Here is a 19,203-nt window from a genome sequence, read left to right on the forward strand (position 1 = left end):
TTTGGTTTAAAATAGACTATGCAATACAGACCGGAACAAGTTGGAGGCCAATCCATGCAGCAAATATCGCTTAAAGAGAAAACAGCTAGCACTGTCTTGCACCAGTTTATATTTCCGTTCTCTATTCGGAAAGCGGCATATGCCGAGATGAAGCACGATCTGCAGCTTAAAGGCTTCTGTCCGTTCCAATTAACAAATACAGAGCTGGAACATGAATATTACGGTTCCCACTATCAAGTTTCCCACCGGGAAATGGAGCATATGTTTTTGCCTTTCACAAATCAGTTTTTGTTTCCGATCAAGGCGAATGAATCGCTCAGCTTTCAACGTTACTCCAAGAAGATAGATTTAGATTGTGAATTTTATATGCCGGATACTATTATCCCGTTTCGAATCCATTCTGTTGACGTCATTTTGTGCCCCTATGAGATCGGGATGTTAACCATTAGAACCGAACTGGAGCAGGATGTCTCCTACAGTCAAGGGCTCGAATTTGCCAAGCGATTCCGTACGCTGGAAAATTTAGAGCCAGAAGACGAGGTCACTTATGTAAAGACTGAACATGCCGTCCACAGGGAAATTGTTTCTTTCTGCAACGATGAGCTTTTCCCTGGACTGTTCGACTGGATGGATCAAGAAGAGAATGATGATAATGTATTTGCAAACCTACCCTTTTTTATTAACGAACGAATGTTTACGATTGCGCTTTATGGACTTGATGCAGATGAAACGGTGACAAATGCCGACTTGTTCCGTGCCGTGCGGCTGAATGGCCTTGATTCAAAAGGGCAGCCTTATATTGGCTCAAGCAACGCAGACTATATTGCTAATTATGTGCATCAGCGTGTGTATGACCGATGGGCCCCTAGCACCTACCACATTGCAGACGAACATGTATTTAGCTGTGTCACCAATGAAACCAATGCCGTTGTTAAATCATTGGCAAGTAAAATGTTCGGCAGCTACTATTATGCATTTTTGCTAAACTTATTCCACAAGATCGTACTATTAAAGTTATCGAATCACTACGGAAGACTGCGGCTAGACCGCAATCGCGAGCGCGTAGAAGACCTGATACGCGGCATTACGCTGTTCTCCTCTCGCTTCTATTATCGCGAGATGGTAGCAGAGTCCCAGCTTCACGATATCTTTCATCTGCTGCGTCGTCTGCATGGCAACGATGAACTGCTCAAAGATGTAAAGCTGACACTGTCCGCTTTGTACGACTATCAGTCCAACGCCACCAGCAAGCGTTCTGACTACATTCTGACGGTCCTGACCATATTTACCGTTATTAGCGGCATCTATGGCATGAATCAAGTGATTGAGGACCTAAAGGCTCCGATTGACTGGACAAAGGCACTGCATTATTCCTTGTTTGAATATTTGGCACTTGCGGTTACCTTTACTGGCATAAGCGTCAGTATCGTACTTGCTATTACAACACTGACGAGTATAAGCAAAGAGTATTTCCGACGCAAAAAGAGGCAGTAACCCCTATTAGGTTACCGCCTCTTTGCTTATCCTTGTCTAGCTTTGCATCGACCATTGTTCCACGTCCCAAACCTTGGACACCCAGCCTTCATAGAAGTCTGGTTCATGGCAGACGATGACAACTGTCCCTTTAAATGCTATTAAGGCTCGCTTCAGTTCTTCTTTGGCCAGCACATCCAAATGATTGGTAGGCTCGTCAAACACGATCCAGTTGCTTTCCTGCATCAAAAGCTTGCACAAGCGAACCTTTGCCTGCTCACCACCGCTCAAGTGACTAAGCTGACGAGTAATATGTTCATTCTTTAATCCGCAACGAGCAAGGGCCGCACGAACCTCATGCTGATTCATATGCGGATACTCATTCCACACATCATCGATTGGTGTCAAGTTAGGTGCTTTGACTTCCTGCTCAAAGTATGCCGGATACAGAAAATCACCCATAAACACCTCACCGCCAAAGGGCTTGATAACCCCGAGCATCGTCTTCAGCAATGTTGATTTGCCGACACCATTGCAGCCGACGATTGCGATCTTCTCGCCACGTTCAATCGTAATATTCATCTTGGGCAGCAGTGCATAGTCATACCCTACCTGTAGTTCTTTAGCTTCAACCACAAGACGTCCACTCGCACGGGACTCCTTAAAGTTAAAGGTTGGCTTGATCGCATCTTCCGGTTTGTCGATTCGTTCTAAGCGATCCAATTGCTTCTCACGTGACTTGGCTCGGCTCGACGTTGAATAACGTGCTTTGTTCCGTTGGATAAAATCTTCTTGCTTTTTAATAAATTCCTGCTGCTTCTCATAAGCATTGATATGCTGATTCTTGTTCATTTCCGCCATCTCCAAAAACTTCTCGTAGTTCGCCGAATAACGAGTCAGCTTTGCAAATTCTAGATGGTAGATAACATTAACAACCTTGTTCATAAATTCCGTATCATGAGAAATCAACATAAACGCATACGGATAGTTCTGCAAATAATTCGTTAGCCATCCAATGTGCTCGACGTCCAAATAGTTGGTAGGCTCGTCCAACAACAGAACGTTCGGCTGCTCAAGCAGCAACTTCGCCAACAAAACCTTTGTGCGCTGGCCACCGCTTAATGAAGCAACGTCACGGTCGAGGCCGATAGCACCTAATCCAAGCCCATTTGCCGTCTCTTCCACCTTAACATCAATCATATAAAAGCCGCTGTGATCGAGTTCTTCTTGGATCTCACCCATACGCTCCAGTAATTGTTCTAATGTATCTGGATCGGCATCAGCCATCTGCTCCGTAATCTCAATCATTTCCTTTTCTGCCTCAAACAAAGGCAGAAAAGCGTCACGTAATACATCACGAATCGTTTTCCCTGGCGTTAGCTTCGTATGCTGATCCAAATATCCGTAACGAATACGTGGTGTCCAATCCACTCGTCCATTGTCTTTCAATACACTTCCTGTCAGGATGTTCATTAAGGTGGACTTACCTGCTCCATTTGCACCAACTAAACCAACATGCTCACCTGGCAACAGCCGGAACGATACATCGTTAAACAATACACGCCCACCGTAGCTGTGGCCTAATTCCTCTACCGTTAACAAGCTCATCTGATTCTAATTCTCCTAATACTATAGAGTACAAGCACACCACTTGATTCAAAGTGCGCGCAACTCTCAACATCTTCCTAGAGAATCAGTCAGTTGTCAAGTAGGGAGGCACGGATAGGCGTGAAGCTGATTGCGCGTCCAAGCCAGATCTTCAGATAACACTTTATAAGGAGAATCGCCAAACCACTCTAATGAAGCAAAATGATCAGCATGTTGAATTTCCTTTAATATATAGTCATAGCGGATTTCTCCATTCCGCAGCGCGACCATACCCTCACGATTGCCGCTTGAAGCGTACACATTATGTGGGTCAAATATACGAAGTTGGCTGCGGGAATGAATATTTTTTAGATGATAGTGTCTTGTCCACTGTTTTAGGGCTCTATCCGCTACAACGGGATCGGTCCCTGCCTCCCATATATGAAGAAAGTCTAAGTTAACACCTATTCCTTCATGATTAACTTCTTCCATCAGCTCGATCGTAGAGGACAACGAATCCGCGAGCGTATTCGGATGTGTCTCAACTAATAAGCCTTTTCCGTATCTGCCGCACTCATCAGCAAGCAGTCGAAGTTGAGAAACCATTCTTCTGCGTTCTCCCCGCTCCACAGATGCACTCGGCAACTGACCCGCAAACGTGCGAATATAAGGCACCCCAAACAAATGAGCCGCTTCAAGCAGCCTAAAGCAGCGAGTTACCGTGGATGCTTTAAGCATAGGACCGTTAATGTCCAAGTAGTCACTAATTAATGGAATAGCTAGATGATGCAAGCGCATATAAGCAATAATCTCGGAAACGTGCTCTTTTCCCTGCTCCATCTCATTAAGGGCATGTACGCCCCATAATTCAATTCCGTTCGCTTCCTGGCTATGAGCAAAACGTGCGATATCGGACAACCCCACCAGATGATGACGGAACGATATCGTGCATACGGACAGCTTCATGTAAATCCCACCTCTAGTTTCTCGTTGATCCGATAGTATCTTGCTTGGATAACCGGTTTATGTTTGTACCGTTGGCCTGACGTCAGTGTTCACATTTAGGTCGAAACCGCCAGTTGAATCCCCAAAGGGAAGCAGTCTGCGTTCCGCATCAATGGTCATTTCTTTCCAAAGCTCATACTGCATAACAAGTTCTCGCTTAATCGCAAGTTCCATTTGATCGATAAGGTCACACGTTTGCAGCACAGAGGGCAGCAGTTTCGTGTGTCCAGACATTGACATTTTTATCGCCAAGTATTGAATCTTATTAAGTCCTTTTACGATATCTTCCACGCGATCCGTCCAGTATTCAAATCGTTCCTCTGAATAATAAAGCCGATCTTTAAAATACATAAATGCATATTCATAGCTATACTTACGAATAGCGATCACTTTCATCTGCTTCACGGCAGGTGTTAGCATCGATAACGTAAAGCCATTCTTCTCCTCAGCCATCGTCAGAATCAGATGACGAAGGACTGATGTCAGTTCATTGTAGGAAGAATGACAATGAGCTTCAAAAATTTCTTCCACTTCCTTCGCAGATGGAGCTCGCAATTGCGAAGCATCTACTACAAAACCACCGCCTAGCGGGTTATGTTCTACTGCTTGAAGGATGCGTTCCTTTTTCATAATGCCTTCCCAACGAAAGTCTGGGTCCAGTACAAACCATTCGTCTTCTGTTTCAGCTTGTTCCACCATTAAATAATGCGGGAAAGGACTTTGATTAAACTTGTTCTCGCGCTCTGGCAGCAACGACATATCCAATTGTAAAATAATATGCTGATGCTCTTGCTTGTTAGCGACAAGCTCTAGAAGACGGGCCACATTGTCCTGCTTCGTCTTAGTTTGATCGTACCACTGCACTACTTTTGTACCAAACAGCTTCTCATACCAGGTCATGTAAGAGGAGTAATCATCGCCGTCCGAATAATAAGTGATCTCGCCACGGTCTGTTTGCTCAAAATTCGCATCCCACACCCCAAAGTAGAAAGGCCGATAATCAATCATGCTGCGACGTTTTACAATTTCACATAAGCAGCTGACAATACAATGTACTTTAATCATTGTTTATCCTCCGTGTTGGACTGTACGCTCACCTGATGCAGATCATTTCGTTCTAATGTAGCTATAAAGTCTATAAGCCCTTCCACTGTTTTAAAGGTACTCGGTTCGATATCCTCGTCAGGCACTTCATACCCCATCTCCAGCTCAATGTACACCAATAACTGAATCAGCGTAACAGAATCGATTCGCAGTTCTTCTTGTAGATGCATCTTCTCCTCTAGCCTTTCGATATGATGCAGGTTAAGCTTGGTACGCATAACTTCCAGTAATTGTTGTTTGCACTGATCACGATTCATCTGAACGTGACCTCCTTTTCCAATTGTGTGCGGCTTATTTTGCCAGTGGGTGACTTAGGAATATTATTCACACAGCTAATGTGAGCTGGCACTTGATAGGTAGGAAGCTGCTGGATGCACCATTCCCGAATCATATCTGGTGTGAGCTGTGAGTCTGCTACAACGTGGCATAAAACTTGTTCTCCCATCACCGGGTGTATACCGCGAAATACAACTGACTCCACAACACCAGGCATCTGAACGATAATTTGCTCGACTTCCAGCGGGAATACTTTAAGCCCGGATACATTAATGACGTCATCCATGCGGGAAACGTACCGTAATCCCCCTGCTGTTGTCATATAACCAAGATCCGCCGTATGTATAATAGTTTCTGACTGCCTAACTACAATCTCACCAGGATGCTCGATATCCGTTCCAGCAGTGACTTGATAATGATTAAGCGCAAAGCCAAGATCCAAATGTGAGTCCATCTGGCTGCTGATGCTAATACATCCTGCCTCCGAGCAGCCATATTGCTGCATCATAAATGCAGTCCGCTGCCTCAACTCGTCGAATACACCAGGGGGAATAGGCATTCCCGATGTCATCAGACGATGGAACAACGTCCGCTTCCCTGTCATCTCGTCCAGCATGCGCAGCTGCGCAGGCACTCCATACACGATATGCGCTGGCAGCTGCCGTATCACGCTTAGTGTTAATTTGGGGTTGGCAGCAGTAACAATGATAGGCTCTGCTCCTCTTTGAAATGCAGCCAGGACGCCACACAGCAGGCCGTATGAGTGTGTAACCGAGGACAGTACGATAGGCACCTCTGCCTTGTCCAATTGAATGGCTTCATTATAAGAACTTATTTCGTGGTCGATGCTCTGCCAGGTTCGTTCTATGAGCTTCGGTTCCCCCGTGGTGCCGGAACTGAACTGCAGCAGCGAAGGTGCCTCACGGGATAAAGAAACTTCACCCTCGGCTATAAGGTGGAACTGATCGATCTCATCATAAATCACGATGCGGCAACCCGCTTTTTCTGCCAATCTCATGACAGTTTGTAAGGGCGTATCCACTCTCACCAGCATGACAGACGCCCCGTGTTCCTTAAAATACAAGACAAGGGCAATCGTATCCAGCACAGATTGTATGCAAATCGCGTAGCTGCATCCAGAAGGATTTTGAAGATATTCAATGGATTGATAAGTTTTTATACGTTCATCATACGTCTTTCTATCCACATACTCTCGATTGATGCTAAACATAACCGTTCCTCCTGTACGTGTATTTACCGTGATTTCATCTTTAACGTATATGCCGTATGTAACGGGTTCGGCACATGATGAAGCAGCCACTCACTGCCATTGACCAATCTCCGATATGCAAGCTTTTCGACAGCGCATTCTTCTCGATAAAGATCATAAGCTGCAAACTTCTCGTTAAACGTATTGTCTTGCTGACGGTGGCTTTCAATGACATCAACAACCACACGCCAGAACTCCTTCTCAGTTATAAGATTAGCGTGCTGCAGCTTGATAGCAAGCTCACTAAGATTAAACACAAACAAGCAGTCATGCGTTAATGCAGTCAAATAGTTGATGTCGCTCATCTCATAATGTTCATCACGGTCACAGCTTTGATAGACTGGGTGCAGACTCGCGAAATCTGGACAATGTTCAGGTTCTGCCAGGTGAGCATGTACAAACTCGACTCCTTCATGGAAGTCCTTGAGGGCAACACGGACAGGACGTCCATCACGGTGAATAATAATCATGTTCTGGCCATGGGCTTCAAGCGCTATGCCATGCTGCACCAGCAAATGAATCACAGGAAGTACACAAGTTTCTATTAACTGCTTAAGCCACTCAACTGCACCATATGCTTCCAACCAGCGTTTTACATACAATTGCCCATCCAGATCTAGCGCGAATAAGGCATGAAAAGGGGCAGCTTGCTCCCCGTCTTCCAGCTTATCAACGAGGCTTTCACGCCAAATGCTTCCTGTCTTATAAGCTATCGAATCGTTCCCATCGGTATCGGAATTGGAAGGTCGATCCCAATGACAGTAGCAGCCGGCATACTCTTGCAGGATGATTACTTTTGCTTCCTGGCTTAAAAATAAATCCCTCTCTACAATTCCATGAAGCCACGCGGATATCGCTGGAGCGCTGGCGATTGAATGTGGTGTAATGGATCGTACCGAGGAGGTATTGGTCATATGCAGGGATAATTTAATATAAGGCAGCAATGCATCCGTATAATTGGTTAGCGTACGCAATGACTGTTGCGGACGATAGATCGTGCCCGTCGTCCCCAATACAACCACCCATTTTTGAGCTATCAGTGGCTCAACCTCTCTGTACAACTGGTTATACCATTGCCAAGGATGAACGGGAACAAATGCATACTCTTTCTCAGATTGTCCGGCTGCTCGCAGCATGCGGGTCAGGAAATCCCATTGCTGCTGTCCCATCGCACTTTGCCACGTCTGTTTATATGAATGCCCGATAGGCATTGCAAGGTGCACATACGCTGTACGCACGGCCAGCCAAATGAGTTCAATGCTTGGACTGAATTCAGGGCTGTAAGCCCTATGATCATTCACGTCCCACCCCATACGAGATTTGTAGCACGGGTGGTACAAGTGACCCTCCATTAATGCGCTTTCCAGCTCTTCATAACTTTTCCCGGCTAATGCGATGCCTTTCTCTATGCGCCGTTTCTGACACATGCTGTCGTTAATCACGGTTTGCTGCAGCTCGTCAATAAAGCGATGTGTCAACCTGCCTTCCACGTTATGATGAGCCAACAATTCAAGCACGCATTGCTCGATATCCAATGCTTCAGCCTCGATACCATCTTGAATCCGAATCACAGGCCCATGGTCTAGACAATAACGTCCATAAGACATCATCCTGCTCCCCGAGCAACGATATGTAATATCAGGAACAGCATCACAGCTTGTACGCTGAGCCGACTCCTTATACCTTGCAGTTACTGGATGCCCTTTTATAATGAATAGCGATGTGTGCTCTGGTCTGTCCATGCTTTGAGGCTGCACCTCGACTTGGAACATCCCCTCATAAAGTCCTGCTTCTATAAATTGACGAATAACTCTGCGTTGAACGGTGTGCAACACGCTTTGATTACTTTCATGCGTAATGAACGGTGGTTGTTGTTGAAGAAATGGCCTATATGTTTTACTAATAGGTGCTCGCATGCTTGTCCCCCTGAACGCTTTTAACACTTCAATTACTTATCGATTCGTACATGAAAAAGCTCATACGGCTGCAACCTTCATTGTCCTATATAGCTTTTGACGAATAAACTGCGTACTTATGGTGCAACTGATAACGTTTCTTCCGCAGGCAGAAGGGATTCTTGCACTGAGGGAATGTCAACTTGATTTCGAGTAAGGTATGCGAGCGGGTTGAGAATGCGGATGTATACGGATGGGGTCTCATCAATTCCCTCCAGTTCATCAATGTCATAGAATCGGGTCATAAGGTTGGCTTTGCAAGGAATTGTATCTTCTTCTAATAACTTTTTAACAATACTTGGAGTCTCATCCCCAGAAGACACATAAGCCGACAACTCATCACGCAACACGCTGAGAAGCTCATGCTCACCTGCCAAATTATCACGACCGAAACTGTTAATCAGGCCAAAAATATGGTTAACGATGACATAATACCGGAATCTGTCTTCTACGAGTTGATCAGAATACCAATTACGACTCTTCTCGCCTAGACCAGGAACAAGCTGCTGCAGCTTCATTTTCTGGGATTCGACATAATAAAAGCCTTGATTATCCCGATAATAATATTGTGTTGGGTATCCATCCTGGATCTTGACTAAACTGTTCTGCTGATGTGCTTCTAAAGCGATCCCGTGTTCGACGTACAACCAGACCATCGGCTTCAACGAGATGTTTAAATATCGCACAAACCAATCCAGACTCACCTCACGCACCGTGCGGCGCTCTTCTTCCGCTAAACGATGAATGATTCGAGATAGTCTAGACTGCCTATCTGGGAGGGGCTCTTGTACAAGGGAGGCCAGCACGGTTACCTGCTCCGCTTCTTGTCCAACAAAAGGATTCGCCCTGATAACAACTTCAAAGCCAGTTTCCCCACATGCTTCCATCCGCAGCTTCTTTGCTCCCTTGCCTGAACTGCAGTTAACACCGATGTCCTTTCTGCGTACAGCTTCTTCAAGCAGCGAAGAATCATCAGCGCCAATTTGCTCCTCATACTGTGGCTTTAGCGTAATAGAGGCTGGATCACCAATCATACAAAATTGTGGAAAATTCGTTCTTAATAACTCCCCAAGCTCCGTATTCATCAGTTGATTCATCTCAACACCACTAGGCAATTCTTTTACTTTGTTAATTCGCATCGAATTTGTTACTTTCACTGGAAATGATAATTTGAACATATATGCTCTGTCAGGGTGGTATACCGTTCTCAAGGATGAAGTGGCATAATAATGAGGTCCAAGCGGTCCTAAATAAGCGAGTTGCCCGCTGTGGATACGTTCGATTACGTCCTGCTGCTGCATGAGCCACTCGGCTTGCAAAGGATGCACCGGCAGCAGACACTTGGCAGTATCCAGCTCCAGCAATTCTGCAGCACTAGATTCAGCGGCGGCATCGCCAAGTAAGCAGTTACGTATCAATTCAGATGCCGATGACGGCAAAGAAGATTGATCTTCAATTAGATCTTGAGGTGCTTCGAAATAATGAAGTTGAAATTTTCCTCCTAATTCAGGGGAGTAGAGGGGTACTTGCCTATCGATGATGCCTTGACGGCTCTTGGGTGTAGGATGAGCGCAATGGCCAAACAGAAGAGATTGCTCCGAATCAATAAAGCTGAACCTCTCGCCGTAAAGAAGCTCTGTGTCCTGATTCCTTTCCTCAATAAACCGCTGCATGCACCTGCAGCTTTCAATCATGCGAAGCATAAGCTCGTCATAGCTGCCTTTCCTGCCGTAAGTCATCGTCAGTTCTTTCACTAATAGTGCAGTTAGCGTAACATAATCAGCCTCCATATAGTGTGACTGCTGTGCAAAACGATAAACAGCTGGAAAATGAAAGCTATGCATCCCTGTCAAGGACCGGTAGCGAACAGGTATATAGCAAGCAGCCCCATGTATCGGTAAATAGCACCTATAAAATGATGTAGATGATAACGGCACTCCCATATCGTGATAGAACTTGAGCAGACTGCGGTCCCCTTCCACCCAAGTCCCCTCTCCCGTCTCACGAATATAGCAGTTCAACAGGCTCTGCATCGACATGTGCTCGGCAACTGATTTAGCATTTACCATGTATTTGCTCCTTCTGCATCATGCATTAAGCGTCGACGCATTATCCAATAAAAATATTGTGAGAACAATTCTCACTATCGCTCGTGCTCATTTTAAGTGATAGCAATTATCATTTCAAGCATTAAATGAAGATCTTGAGAAAAAACTTATAATTTAAAACAAATTCATGTTTGATTCTCATTTTCATTGACAACGGAGACGCAATTATTTACAATTCTTCTGTTTAATACGAATTGCCTCATACATTGATACATAAGAAAGGAGCTTTTTGCGTGGTAAGTCTGATCCAGAAAAGCAGCCTTAAGCTTCTACTCCTCGGATTCGGAATCGTTGCACTGCTCTCTAGTATGTTAGCTAGCATGTTGCTAGGCATACACATATTTGATCTTCAAACGTTATGGCTCTCCATCACCCAATTTAACGGATCACAAGAGCATCTTGTGCTGCGGGGTGTCCGAATTCCAGCTGCATGCATTGCCGCTGTAGTCGGAGCTAACCTCGCGATTGCCGGCGCATTAATGCAAACGCTAACCAAAAATCCATTGGCTTCTCCTTCCGTATTTGGAATTAATGCCGGAGCGGTCATGTTTATCGTGTTAAGCCTGTCTGTATTTAAAGTGGACTTGCCCTTTGAGCAGATGATTTACATTGCCTTTGCAGGTGCTGCCGTCACCGCCGTTATGGTGATTACACTCGGATCAGCAGGCAAAGAAGGCTTTATGCCCGTTAAGCTTACACTTGCAGGTGCGGCTATCGCGGCTTTTGCATCTTCTGTTACATCCGGATTAATGCTGCTTAACAATGATTCCTTGACGGAAGCTTTATTTTGGTTAGTTGGGGCGGTATATGGCCGCGAGATGAGCGAGCTCCTTACTGTACTGCCTTATATGTTAGCAGGATGGGTTATCGTGGCTTTTATGTTTCGTCCGCTAAATGTCATGGCTATCGGTGACGATGTCGCCAAAGGCCTTGGTCAACGAACTATGCTGACCAAGATTACGATCATGGTCGTTGTTATTTTATTGGCTGGAAGCTCCGTAGCTCTTGCTGGACCGATTGCGTTTATCGGCATCATTGTCCCTCATATTTGCCGTTATTTAATCGGCAATGACCACAAATGGCTAATCCCATTTTGTGCAGTAGCAGGGGCACTTCTCCTAGTATCAGCCGACACCGCAGCAAGATTTCTGCTTATGCCGAAGGAAGTACCCGTTGGCGTGACTACCGCTTTGCTTGGCGTGCCTTTCTTAATTGCAATCGCCAGAAGGAGAACGTATGAATAAGCAAATCACGATTCGAAGTTCAAAGACTGCATTTTCAACCCAGCTATCGTCAAGGGGAATTCGTGTTATTGCCCTTCTCATAATGCTCATTGTTGCAACCTCTGTGATCAGTATTTCGATTGGCAGCATGCAAATACCGCTTGGTGATGTAATCTCTGTCCTTCTTGGAGCTCATCATGAAATGTACTCCATTGTCATTTTAGACTTGCGTTTGCCGCGGACGCTGCTTGCGATTATGATCGGTGCAGCTTTAGCTGTATCTGGAACGCTGCTTCAAGGTGTCATTCGCAACCCATTGGCTTCGCCAGAATTAACCGGGGTGACCGGTGGTGCTTCCGTAGCTGCCGTCGCTTTTATGACGCTCGGCGGTGGTCAATGGAGCATTCATTGGATACCCTTTATCGCAATTATTGGCGGCATGATCATTGCCATGCTGAATTATCTGTGTGCCTGGAAAGGTGGAGTATCCCCTTATCGACTCGTACTTATCGGCATCGGTTTTTCGACCGCGATGTCTGCATTAACGACATTTCTGCTAATTAGTGGTCCAGCCTATCTTGCCTCACAGGTACTAGGCTGGATGACAGGTACGATATATGGCTTGTCGATGGATTACGTCTGGGTAATACTTCCTTGGTTTTGTATCTTTATGCCCTTATCTCTGCTGCTTGCACGGGTACTCAATGTGCATTTGCTAGGAGATCCGGTCGCTTATGGTGTAGGAAATACCGTTCAGCGCCATCGCTTGCTGCTGTTGTTTATTAGTGTCGCCCTGTCTGGAGCTGCGGTTGGGGTTGCGGGCGGTATATCGTTTATCGGCTTAATGGCACCCCATATCGCCCGCAAGCTAGTTGGTCCGCTGCATGGCGTACTAATCCCAGTATCAGCATTAATTGGTTCTTTACTGCTGCTAGTGGCGGATATGGCAGGTCGAACGGTGTTCTCGCCAACTGAGATTCCGGCAGGTGTATTTACGGCAGCGATTGGCGCGCCCTTTTTCCTGCTATTGCTGTATAAAGGACGCAGCTCAACTGCCTAACTGGATAAGTGACTTGGTTTAATTTAGCACTAAAAGAATTATATGTTATTAATTATATATCAACCCTTTTTAAGAAAATTTTTGTTGACATACTTGTACTAGTTGTTCCACAATAGAAAATGATAATGATTATCATTGTAAAATATGCGTATAGGAACATGAACGCATAACAGACTGAAGGGAGAATAACCAAATATGATTCGTCAAAGAGGGTCTCGTTTGTCCGTAACATTGGTTATCTGTACGATCTTTGCTTTACTCGTGTCCGGCTGCGGTAGTAAAGCTGCAACCAGCGAACCAACTGCTCCACAAGGGACATCTGCTGAAACACCAGCAGCGACTGCTGATACGGAACGCGAAGTAAAGCATGCCATGGGCACCGCCAAGATTAAAGGTACCCCTGAACGGGTCGTTGTTCTGACCAACGAGAGCACTGAAGTAGCGCTTGAACTAGGAGTGAAACCGGTTGGTGCTGTGAAGTCCGGGGCCGGTGAGACATGGTTCCCCCATATCAAAGCTGAGATGGACGGTGTCACAGAACTTGGTGAAGAAACCGAGCCTAACTTGGAGCTGATCGTTAGCTTGAAGCCCGACCTCATTATCGGCAATAAAGTCCGTCACGAAAAAATTTACTCTCAATTAGATAAAATTGCTCCTACCGTTATGTCAGAAGATTTGGCGGGGCAGTGGAAAATTAACTTAGCATTGTACGCTGAGGCGTTAAACAAAAAAGCAGAAGGCGATCAAGCAATCGCTAACTATGATAAGCATGTTGCTGAAGTGAAAGACAAAGCAGGCTCCAAGCTCAGCACTAAAGTTTCCGTTGTTCGCTTTACGCCTAAAGCCGTTCGCATTTATCAGAAAGATACATTCTCCGGCATCATTTTGAAAGATCTCGGATTCGCAAGACCAGCTTCCCAAGATAAGGACAACTTTATGGAGGTTGTCACCAAAGAACAAATGTCCTTGATTGATGGTGACATCATGTTCTACTTTAACGCCGATTATGATGAAAGCAAAGCCGGTACTAAAATGCAAGAGGAATGGATGAATGATCCTCTTTACAAAACACTTGGAGTTGCCAAAAATAATAAAGCGTTCAAAGTTGATGAAGTGATCTGGAACCTGTCTGGCAGCATCAAATCTGCTAACCTGCTGCTTGATGAAATCGCTGGCTACGCAGACAAAATGTAACAACAAAACCTTCTTGGCGCCATCGCTACATGGTGTCAAGAAGGTTTTTGTTTTCTATTTCGTCCGGTCACATCTCACGCATAAGAATCTCTATTTTCGCGTACAAAATACGAATACAGACATGTGATCGCAGCATGAGTACAGCAACAGGTTTATCGACAACCAAAGAGCAGTATTCCGATACTCGTTCAATTGATGTATTTATTATTGCACCTAACTTGCACCTAATCTGAATAAGCGATTTGTTCTTGCTGCTGATGGAATCTGGCTAATTGGAACCGATCAAGTTTCCATTCTGTTTGCCCCTTCTCCACCAGATCTGCCAGCGTCTCACCCACCACACTGGCAAATTTAAAGCCGTGACCGGAAAATCCACCGGCCAACCAAACATTATCATAGACCGGATGCCGATCTATAATAAAGTGTTCATCCGGTGTAAGTTCATATTTGCACACAGCGCCCAGCAGCAGCCTTCCCGCTGCCTTGGGCATATAGGTTTCCAGCAGATGACGTATATCCCCCTCATCTTCTGCGTGATCGCCAAATGGCGGTAAAGGAGCATTTGCCTGCCAAGGCAATCCGCCATCATGCCTGCCAATTTTAAGCCCCTTGCCGTTAATGTCAGGTACGCTATAATAATCACCTGAAGCTGTACTCATTGTGAAGCCCGGGAAGCAATCACTACCGTAAAGTTTGTTATCCACTTCAAACCAGCCTATTACTTTGCGTACGGGTCGGATTGGCAGCTTCACAAACGGCTCCAGCGTCTGATACCACGCACCGGTAGTTATCACCATTTGACGAGCAAAAAACTGTCCATTATTTGTTGTCACCGCAGCACCCTTTGCCGGTTCTTTCTCCACTTGAATATGTTCAACTTTAGTATAGGGCAAGAGCAGCGCTCCGGCTTCAAGTGCAAGTCGACGGTAAGCACGAATACAAGCTTCGCTAAACAATACGCCTGCCTTCGGCTCGTATAATCCTCTCATCGTATCGGCAGCACAGATGCCCGGCCATTTCCTGCTTATGGCTTCAGCATTTATTACTTCGTATGGAATATAATGCTGTTTGGCACGCAGCGCTTTCTCCACTAACGCTGCTTCTCCTGTTACAGATAAATGAAGTACACCGCATCGAAGCAGGAGTTGCTCCCCTGTTAAAGCTTCAAGTTCCTGCCACAACACATCCGCCCTCAACGCCCAAGCCGAATACAAGGCATCACCACTATACGCATGTCGGATGAGTCGAGTCTCGCCATGATGGCTTCCCTGCTCATGCGGTGGATCAAACGCATCAATCATCAACGTCTTAAGACCGCGTCTTGCCAAGTAATACCCGGCACTCATGCCCATCGATCCTGCTCCGACAACAATGACGTCATATCCCGATTGCATGCTGATTCCCTCTCTCCCTTGTGTACTGCCTCACAGCAACTATTAAACAGCTTAATTTCCATTATATTACAACATTAATGATTATTTCACACGAATGCTGCGCCAAAGCTGGCTACCCCACTCAAGTATGCTTAATCTCTTCTGCCTCCGGAATCGTCAATTTCAGCAGTGCCAATTCCGCTAAGGCTTCAAAGTAGCGTGCGCTTTTCCATATCGCACGTTCGTTCACTGTAAATGCAGGGTGATGCCACTCATGATTACCTGATGTCCCCATAAATACAAACGCACCAGCCACATGCTGCTGGTAGTAAGCAAAATCTTCACTTGCTGTTGACGGCTCAGGTAATATAACGTGTAATCCTGCTTGCTGCGCTGCCAAGCCAGCAATATCTGCTGCAAGTTTGTTATTGTGAACTGCAGGTGGTCCATCTGTCCAGCGCAGCTTGATCTCCGCACCAAACGTCGCCGCGATACCTTTCGCTATTTCTTCTATCCGCTGGCGAATAAAAATCCGGGAATCTGGCTGCAAAGTGCGGACAGTTCCCTCTAATACAGCAAGCTCAGGGATTACATTCCATGTATTTCCCGCATGAATCTGCGTAATGCTGATAACCGCACTGTCCACAGCACTTACATTCCGACTTACAACAGTTTGTAGCGCGATAATTAAATGAGCGGATACTAAAATCGGATCAACCCCTGCATGAGGTATCGCTGCATGCGTGCTTACCCCCTTGATCTCGATACGCAGTCCATTGACACTCGACATCAACGAACCTGGTCTGATCCCAATCGTTCCGACGGGCAGATCTGGCTTATTGTGCATACCAAAGATGAGCTGGACGCCGTCCAATGCACCACATTTGATTATCTGCTGTGCCCCAATCCCCTTCTCTTCAGCAGGCTGGAACAAGAGGCGCACACAGCCCCGCAGCTCCTTTTCTTTGCGCTTTAATAACGTGGCCGCTCCAAGCAATGAAGCTGTGTGGAAATCATGACCACATGCGTGCATCTTGCCAGCTACGCTTGACGCATATGATAATCCCGTTGCCTCCTGAATAGGCAGCGCGTCGATGTCAGCACGCAGCGCCACGACAGGTCCAGGCTCCTGTCTGCCAATCTCAGCCACAACCCCCGTCGCAAGCGGCAAATCAAGCAGCCGGATGTCAACGTTTCGCAGCCACTCCCGTATCGCTTCTGTTGTTGCGTATTCTTCATTCGCAAGCTCTGGATAACGATGAAGCTGCCTGCGTATCGCAATTAACTTGGCTTCCAGCTCGTCATCAGCTCCATGCAGGCCATCTACCGGCTCCCCCATAGTAGGCGCTGGCACCTCCAATCAACATTCTATTATTTTCCAAATATCAACCTATTCCTTGCTAAATAGAATAATTCCACTCTGGTGTAATCCGCTTGAGAAATTGCTTGGTGCGTTCTTCCTGAGGATGATGAAAAATGTCATTTGGCCTGCCTTCTTCCACAATAACACCTTGATCCATAAAAATGACATGGTTAGCGATGTCACGAGCGAAGCCCATTTCATGGGTAACCACAATCATCGTAATTCCATCCCGCGCGATACGTTTAATGACTTGTAACACCTCGCCTATTAGTTCAGGATCAAGGGCAGAAGTCGGCTCATCAAACAAAATAACTTCCGGATTCAGAGCAAGCGCCCTTGCAATACCAACTCGCTGCTGCTGTCCTCCTGACAGCTGGCTGGGATAAGCATCCTGCTTGTGGAGCAGACCTACTTTTTCAAGAACGCTGACGCTCACGGCTTTAGCTTGTTCAACAGGCTGCTTCTGCACGACCACAAGCCCTTCCATCACATTTTGCAGCACCGTCTTGTGTTTAAACAAATTGTAATGCTGAAACACCATGGCTGTCTTTCGCCGTAGTAACAATACCTCTTGTTTAGTGGGGTGAGGACAGTTCAAAGTAAGGTCCCCGATCGTTAGACTCCCTTCATTCGGTTTCTCCAAGTAATTAACACAACGCAGCAGCGTGGTCTTTCCAGATCCACTTGGACCTAATATAACAACAACATCACCTTTTTGTACCGTCATATCGATACCATTCAGCACCTTCTGCTTGCCAAACGATTTGTGAATATTCGTGAGTTGAATCATGTCAGCGTCCCCCCGTATGTAATCACCGCTGTTTCTAGCGATGATGCACTTCTACCTGTGCTTTTGCGGCTCTGTATCGATTCTCAGGCACGCCTAACCCAAGGTTGCCACGCAGCGTGTCTGATTCATAGTCCTTACGGAATAAGCCCCGATCTTGTAATATTGGAACCACTTTATCTACAAAGTCATTGACCCCTTGTGACAGCACTAGAGGTGAGACGATAAACCCGTCTGCTGCACGTGCCTCGAACCAACGTTGGATCTGATCTGCAACTTGGTTTGGCGTACCGATAAAAGCACTTTTTGGCGTTGTCACTTGAAGTGCGAGTTGACGCAGCGTTAGTCCCTGCTCCTTTGCAATCTTCTTAATCTTGTCCGAAGTGCTCTTAAAGCCCTCTGAACCAAGATTGCCCAGATCAGGTAGCGGCTCATCAAGCGGGAATTGTGCGAAGTCAAAATGATTAAAGAAGCGTCCTAAGTAATGGAGTGCGACTTGAATATCGACTAAACTCGCGATCTGTTCATATTTAACAAGCGCTTCGTCCTCGGTGTCCCCAATGATGGGTGATATGCCAGGAAATATTAAAATGTCGTCCGGGGAGCGACCAAAGGCTGCTGCACGCTGCTTTACATCCTGATAAAAGCCTATTGCTTCCTCAATTGTCTCATGTCCCGTGAAAACGGCGTCTGCCTCACGAGCAGCTAGATCCTTGCCCGCCTCGGATGAACCAGCTTGAAAGACCACTGGCTGTCCTTGCTTGGATCTTGCAATATTTAGCGGGCCTTGGACAGAGAAAAATTCTCCTTTATGATGAAGTCGATGCATCTTATCGGGATCGATGAACTTGCCCGACACTTTGTTACGTACAAATGCGTCATCTTCCCATGAATCCCACAAACCTTTAGCCACTTGTATATACTCATTTGCAATACGGTAACGGAGCTCATGTGACGCATGTTGTTCCTTGCCATAATTTAAGGCTGAACCTTCCAGCGGTGAGGTTACAGCATTCCATCCAGCACGGCCACCGCTAATCGTATCCAATGAAGCAAACTGTCTCGCGACTGTATAAGGTTCGCTGTATGAGGTGGACAACGTCCCAACAAGTCCGATGTGCGATGTGCTGTCCGCAAGCGCAGACAAAATTGTAATCGGTTCAAATCTATTTAAAAAATTTGGATGTGATATTTCAGTAATGTACAATCCATCAGCGACAAAGGCGAGATCAAACTTGCCTGATTCTGCTTTTTTGGCAATTTGCTTGTAAAATTCAAAATTGACGCTGGCATCGGCTGGTGAATCAGGATGCCGCCAAGCTGCAATATGACCACCTGCTCCATGAAGCATGACACCAAGCTTTAATTGTCTGTTTGTACGCATAAACGCCCTCCTCTTATATAATTCATATCGGATTTATCGGA

At 46.0% G+C, this 19,203-nt stretch carries 15 protein-coding genes; 4 read left to right on the forward strand and 11 right to left on the reverse strand.

Features of this window, described 5'->3' with window-relative positions; genetic code table 11:
- Nucleotides 1–54: 54 nt before the first annotated feature.
- Nucleotides 55–1,494 (forward strand): magnesium transporter CorA family protein, encoded by a 1,440-nt coding sequence (locus QP775_RS06980; RefSeq protein WP_239328154.1) that lies wholly within the window; start codon nucleotides 55–57, stop codon nucleotides 1,492–1,494.
- A gap of 36 nt (nucleotides 1,495–1,530) precedes the next feature.
- On the opposite strand, the gene QP775_RS06985 is transcribed toward QP775_RS06980, so the two are convergent.
- The 7 genes from QP775_RS06985 to QP775_RS07015 all read right to left on the reverse strand — a co-directional run bounded on the left by QP775_RS06985 (nucleotide 1,531) and on the right by QP775_RS07015 (nucleotide 10,739).
- The gene (locus QP775_RS06985; protein ID WP_239328155.1) at nucleotides 1,531–3,081 is read right to left on the reverse strand and encodes an ABC-F family ATP-binding cassette domain-containing protein; all 1,551 of its coding nucleotides are present in this window, start codon (nucleotides 3,079–3,081) and stop codon (nucleotides 1,531–1,533) included.
- 96 nt (nucleotides 3,082–3,177) lie between these two features.
- On the reverse strand, nucleotides 3,178–4,026 hold the full coding sequence (locus QP775_RS06990) for a sugar phosphate isomerase/epimerase family protein (protein ID WP_285104712.1): 849 nt from the start codon (nucleotides 4,024–4,026) through the stop codon (nucleotides 3,178–3,180).
- A 57-nt stretch (nucleotides 4,027–4,083) separates the two neighbouring features.
- Nucleotides 4,084–5,130, reverse strand: a complete 1,047-nt coding sequence (locus tag QP775_RS06995) for a DUF6005 family protein (RefSeq protein WP_285104714.1) — start codon at nucleotides 5,128–5,130, stop codon at nucleotides 4,084–4,086.
- Nucleotides 5,127–5,426, reverse strand: a complete 300-nt coding sequence (locus QP775_RS07000) for a phosphopantetheine-binding protein (protein ID WP_239328158.1) — start codon at nucleotides 5,424–5,426, stop codon at nucleotides 5,127–5,129. Before QP775_RS07000 ends, QP775_RS06995 begins: the two co-directional genes overlap by 4 nt.
- Nucleotides 5,423–6,676: an AMP-binding protein gene (locus QP775_RS07005; RefSeq protein WP_285104717.1), complete on the reverse strand. Its 1,254-nt coding sequence runs from the start codon at nucleotides 6,674–6,676 to the stop codon at nucleotides 5,423–5,425. Before QP775_RS07005 ends, QP775_RS07000 begins: the two co-directional genes overlap by 4 nt.
- A 23-nt stretch (nucleotides 6,677–6,699) precedes the next feature.
- Nucleotides 6,700–8,631 (reverse strand): IucA/IucC family protein, encoded by a 1,932-nt coding sequence (locus QP775_RS07010; protein WP_285104719.1) that lies wholly within the window; start codon nucleotides 8,629–8,631, stop codon nucleotides 6,700–6,702.
- A gap of 116 nt (nucleotides 8,632–8,747) precedes the next feature.
- Nucleotides 8,748–10,739, reverse strand: a complete 1,992-nt coding sequence (locus tag QP775_RS07015) for an IucA/IucC family protein (protein WP_285104721.1) — start codon at nucleotides 10,737–10,739, stop codon at nucleotides 8,748–8,750.
- A gap of 272 nt (nucleotides 10,740–11,011) precedes the next feature.
- Here QP775_RS07015 and QP775_RS07020 point away from each other — a divergent pair, with 272 nt between their 5' ends.
- The 3 genes from QP775_RS07020 (at nucleotide 11,012) to QP775_RS07030 (ending at nucleotide 14,255) form a co-directional block, all read left to right on the forward strand.
- Complete coding sequence (locus QP775_RS07020; protein WP_239328162.1) at nucleotides 11,012–12,022, forward strand: FecCD family ABC transporter permease; 1,011 nt, start codon at nucleotides 11,012–11,014, stop codon at nucleotides 12,020–12,022.
- Nucleotides 12,015–13,061 carry a FecCD family ABC transporter permease gene (locus QP775_RS07025; protein WP_239328163.1) on the forward strand — a complete coding sequence of 349 codons (1,047 nt, stop codon included), beginning with the start codon at nucleotides 12,015–12,017 and terminating at the stop codon, nucleotides 13,059–13,061. Before QP775_RS07020 ends, QP775_RS07025 begins: the two co-directional genes overlap by 8 nt.
- Nucleotides 13,062–13,256: 195 nt before the next feature.
- Complete coding sequence (locus tag QP775_RS07030; protein WP_285104724.1) at nucleotides 13,257–14,255, forward strand: ABC transporter substrate-binding protein; 999 nt, start codon at nucleotides 13,257–13,259, stop codon at nucleotides 14,253–14,255.
- A gap of 224 nt (nucleotides 14,256–14,479) precedes the next feature.
- On the opposite strand, the gene solA is transcribed toward QP775_RS07030, so the two are convergent.
- The 4 genes from solA to QP775_RS07050 form a co-directional block, all read right to left on the reverse strand.
- A complete protein-coding gene (gene solA, locus QP775_RS07035; protein ID WP_285104727.1) occupies nucleotides 14,480–15,649 on the reverse strand; it encodes an N-methyl-L-tryptophan oxidase in 1,170 nt (389 codons plus the stop codon).
- 121 nt (nucleotides 15,650–15,770) lie between these two features.
- Nucleotides 15,771–16,967: an amidohydrolase gene (locus QP775_RS07040; RefSeq protein ID WP_285104729.1), complete on the reverse strand. Its 1,197-nt coding sequence runs from the start codon at nucleotides 16,965–16,967 to the stop codon at nucleotides 15,771–15,773.
- 61 nt (nucleotides 16,968–17,028) lie between these two features.
- Nucleotides 17,029–17,781, reverse strand: coding sequence for an amino acid ABC transporter ATP-binding protein (locus tag QP775_RS07045; protein WP_285104731.1), 753 nt, complete (start codon nucleotides 17,779–17,781; stop codon nucleotides 17,029–17,031).
- 34 nt (nucleotides 17,782–17,815) lie between these two features.
- Nucleotides 17,816–19,162 (reverse strand): LLM class flavin-dependent oxidoreductase, encoded by a 1,347-nt coding sequence (locus QP775_RS07050; protein ID WP_285104733.1) that lies wholly within the window; start codon nucleotides 19,160–19,162, stop codon nucleotides 17,816–17,818.
- Between the last annotated feature and the right edge of the window lie 41 nt (nucleotides 19,163–19,203).

This window comes from Paenibacillus sp. UMB4589-SE434, from assembly GCF_030226685.1.
Classification (GTDB): Bacteria; Bacillota; Bacilli; order Paenibacillales; family Paenibacillaceae; genus Paenibacillus_B.

What these genes read in the sequence shown, in the direction of transcription:
- QP775_RS07005 (WP_285104717.1), bottom strand. Translation starts at nt 6,676, where the DNA reads ATGTTTAGCATCAATCGAGAGTATGTGGATAGAAAGACGTATGATGAA.
- QP775_RS07040 (WP_285104729.1), bottom strand. Translation starts at nt 16,967, where the DNA reads ATGGGGGAGCCGGTAGATGGCCTGCATGGAGCTGATGACGAGCTGGAA.
- QP775_RS06980 (WP_239328154.1), top strand. Translation starts at nt 55, where the DNA reads ATGCAGCAAATATCGCTTAAAGAGAAAACAGCTAGCACTGTCTTGCAC.
- QP775_RS06995 (WP_285104714.1), bottom strand. Translation starts at nt 5,130, where the DNA reads ATGATTAAAGTACATTGTATTGTCAGCTGCTTATGTGAAATTGTAAAA.
- QP775_RS07010 (WP_285104719.1), bottom strand. Translation starts at nt 8,631, where the DNA reads ATGCGAGCACCTATTAGTAAAACATATAGGCCATTTCTTCAACAACAA.
- QP775_RS07045 (WP_285104731.1), bottom strand. Translation starts at nt 17,781, where the DNA reads ATGATTCAACTCACGAATATTCACAAATCGTTTGGCAAGCAGAAGGTG.
- QP775_RS07000 (WP_239328158.1), bottom strand. Translation starts at nt 5,426, where the DNA reads ATGAATCGTGATCAGTGCAAACAACAATTACTGGAAGTTATGCGTACC.
- QP775_RS06985 (WP_239328155.1), bottom strand. Translation starts at nt 3,081, where the DNA reads ATGAGCTTGTTAACGGTAGAGGAATTAGGCCACAGCTACGGTGGGCGT.
- solA (WP_285104727.1), bottom strand. Translation starts at nt 15,649, where the DNA reads ATGCAATCGGGATATGACGTCATTGTTGTCGGAGCAGGATCGATGGGC.
- QP775_RS07030 (WP_285104724.1), top strand. Translation starts at nt 13,257, where the DNA reads ATGATTCGTCAAAGAGGGTCTCGTTTGTCCGTAACATTGGTTATCTGT.
- QP775_RS06990 (WP_285104712.1), bottom strand. Translation starts at nt 4,026, where the DNA reads ATGAAGCTGTCCGTATGCACGATATCGTTCCGTCATCATCTGGTGGGG.
- QP775_RS07025 (WP_239328163.1), top strand. Translation starts at nt 12,015, where the DNA reads ATGAATAAGCAAATCACGATTCGAAGTTCAAAGACTGCATTTTCAACC.
- QP775_RS07050 (WP_285104733.1), bottom strand. Translation starts at nt 19,162, where the DNA reads ATGCGTACAAACAGACAATTAAAGCTTGGTGTCATGCTTCATGGAGCA.
- QP775_RS07015 (WP_285104721.1), bottom strand. Translation starts at nt 10,739, where the DNA reads ATGGTAAATGCTAAATCAGTTGCCGAGCACATGTCGATGCAGAGCCTG.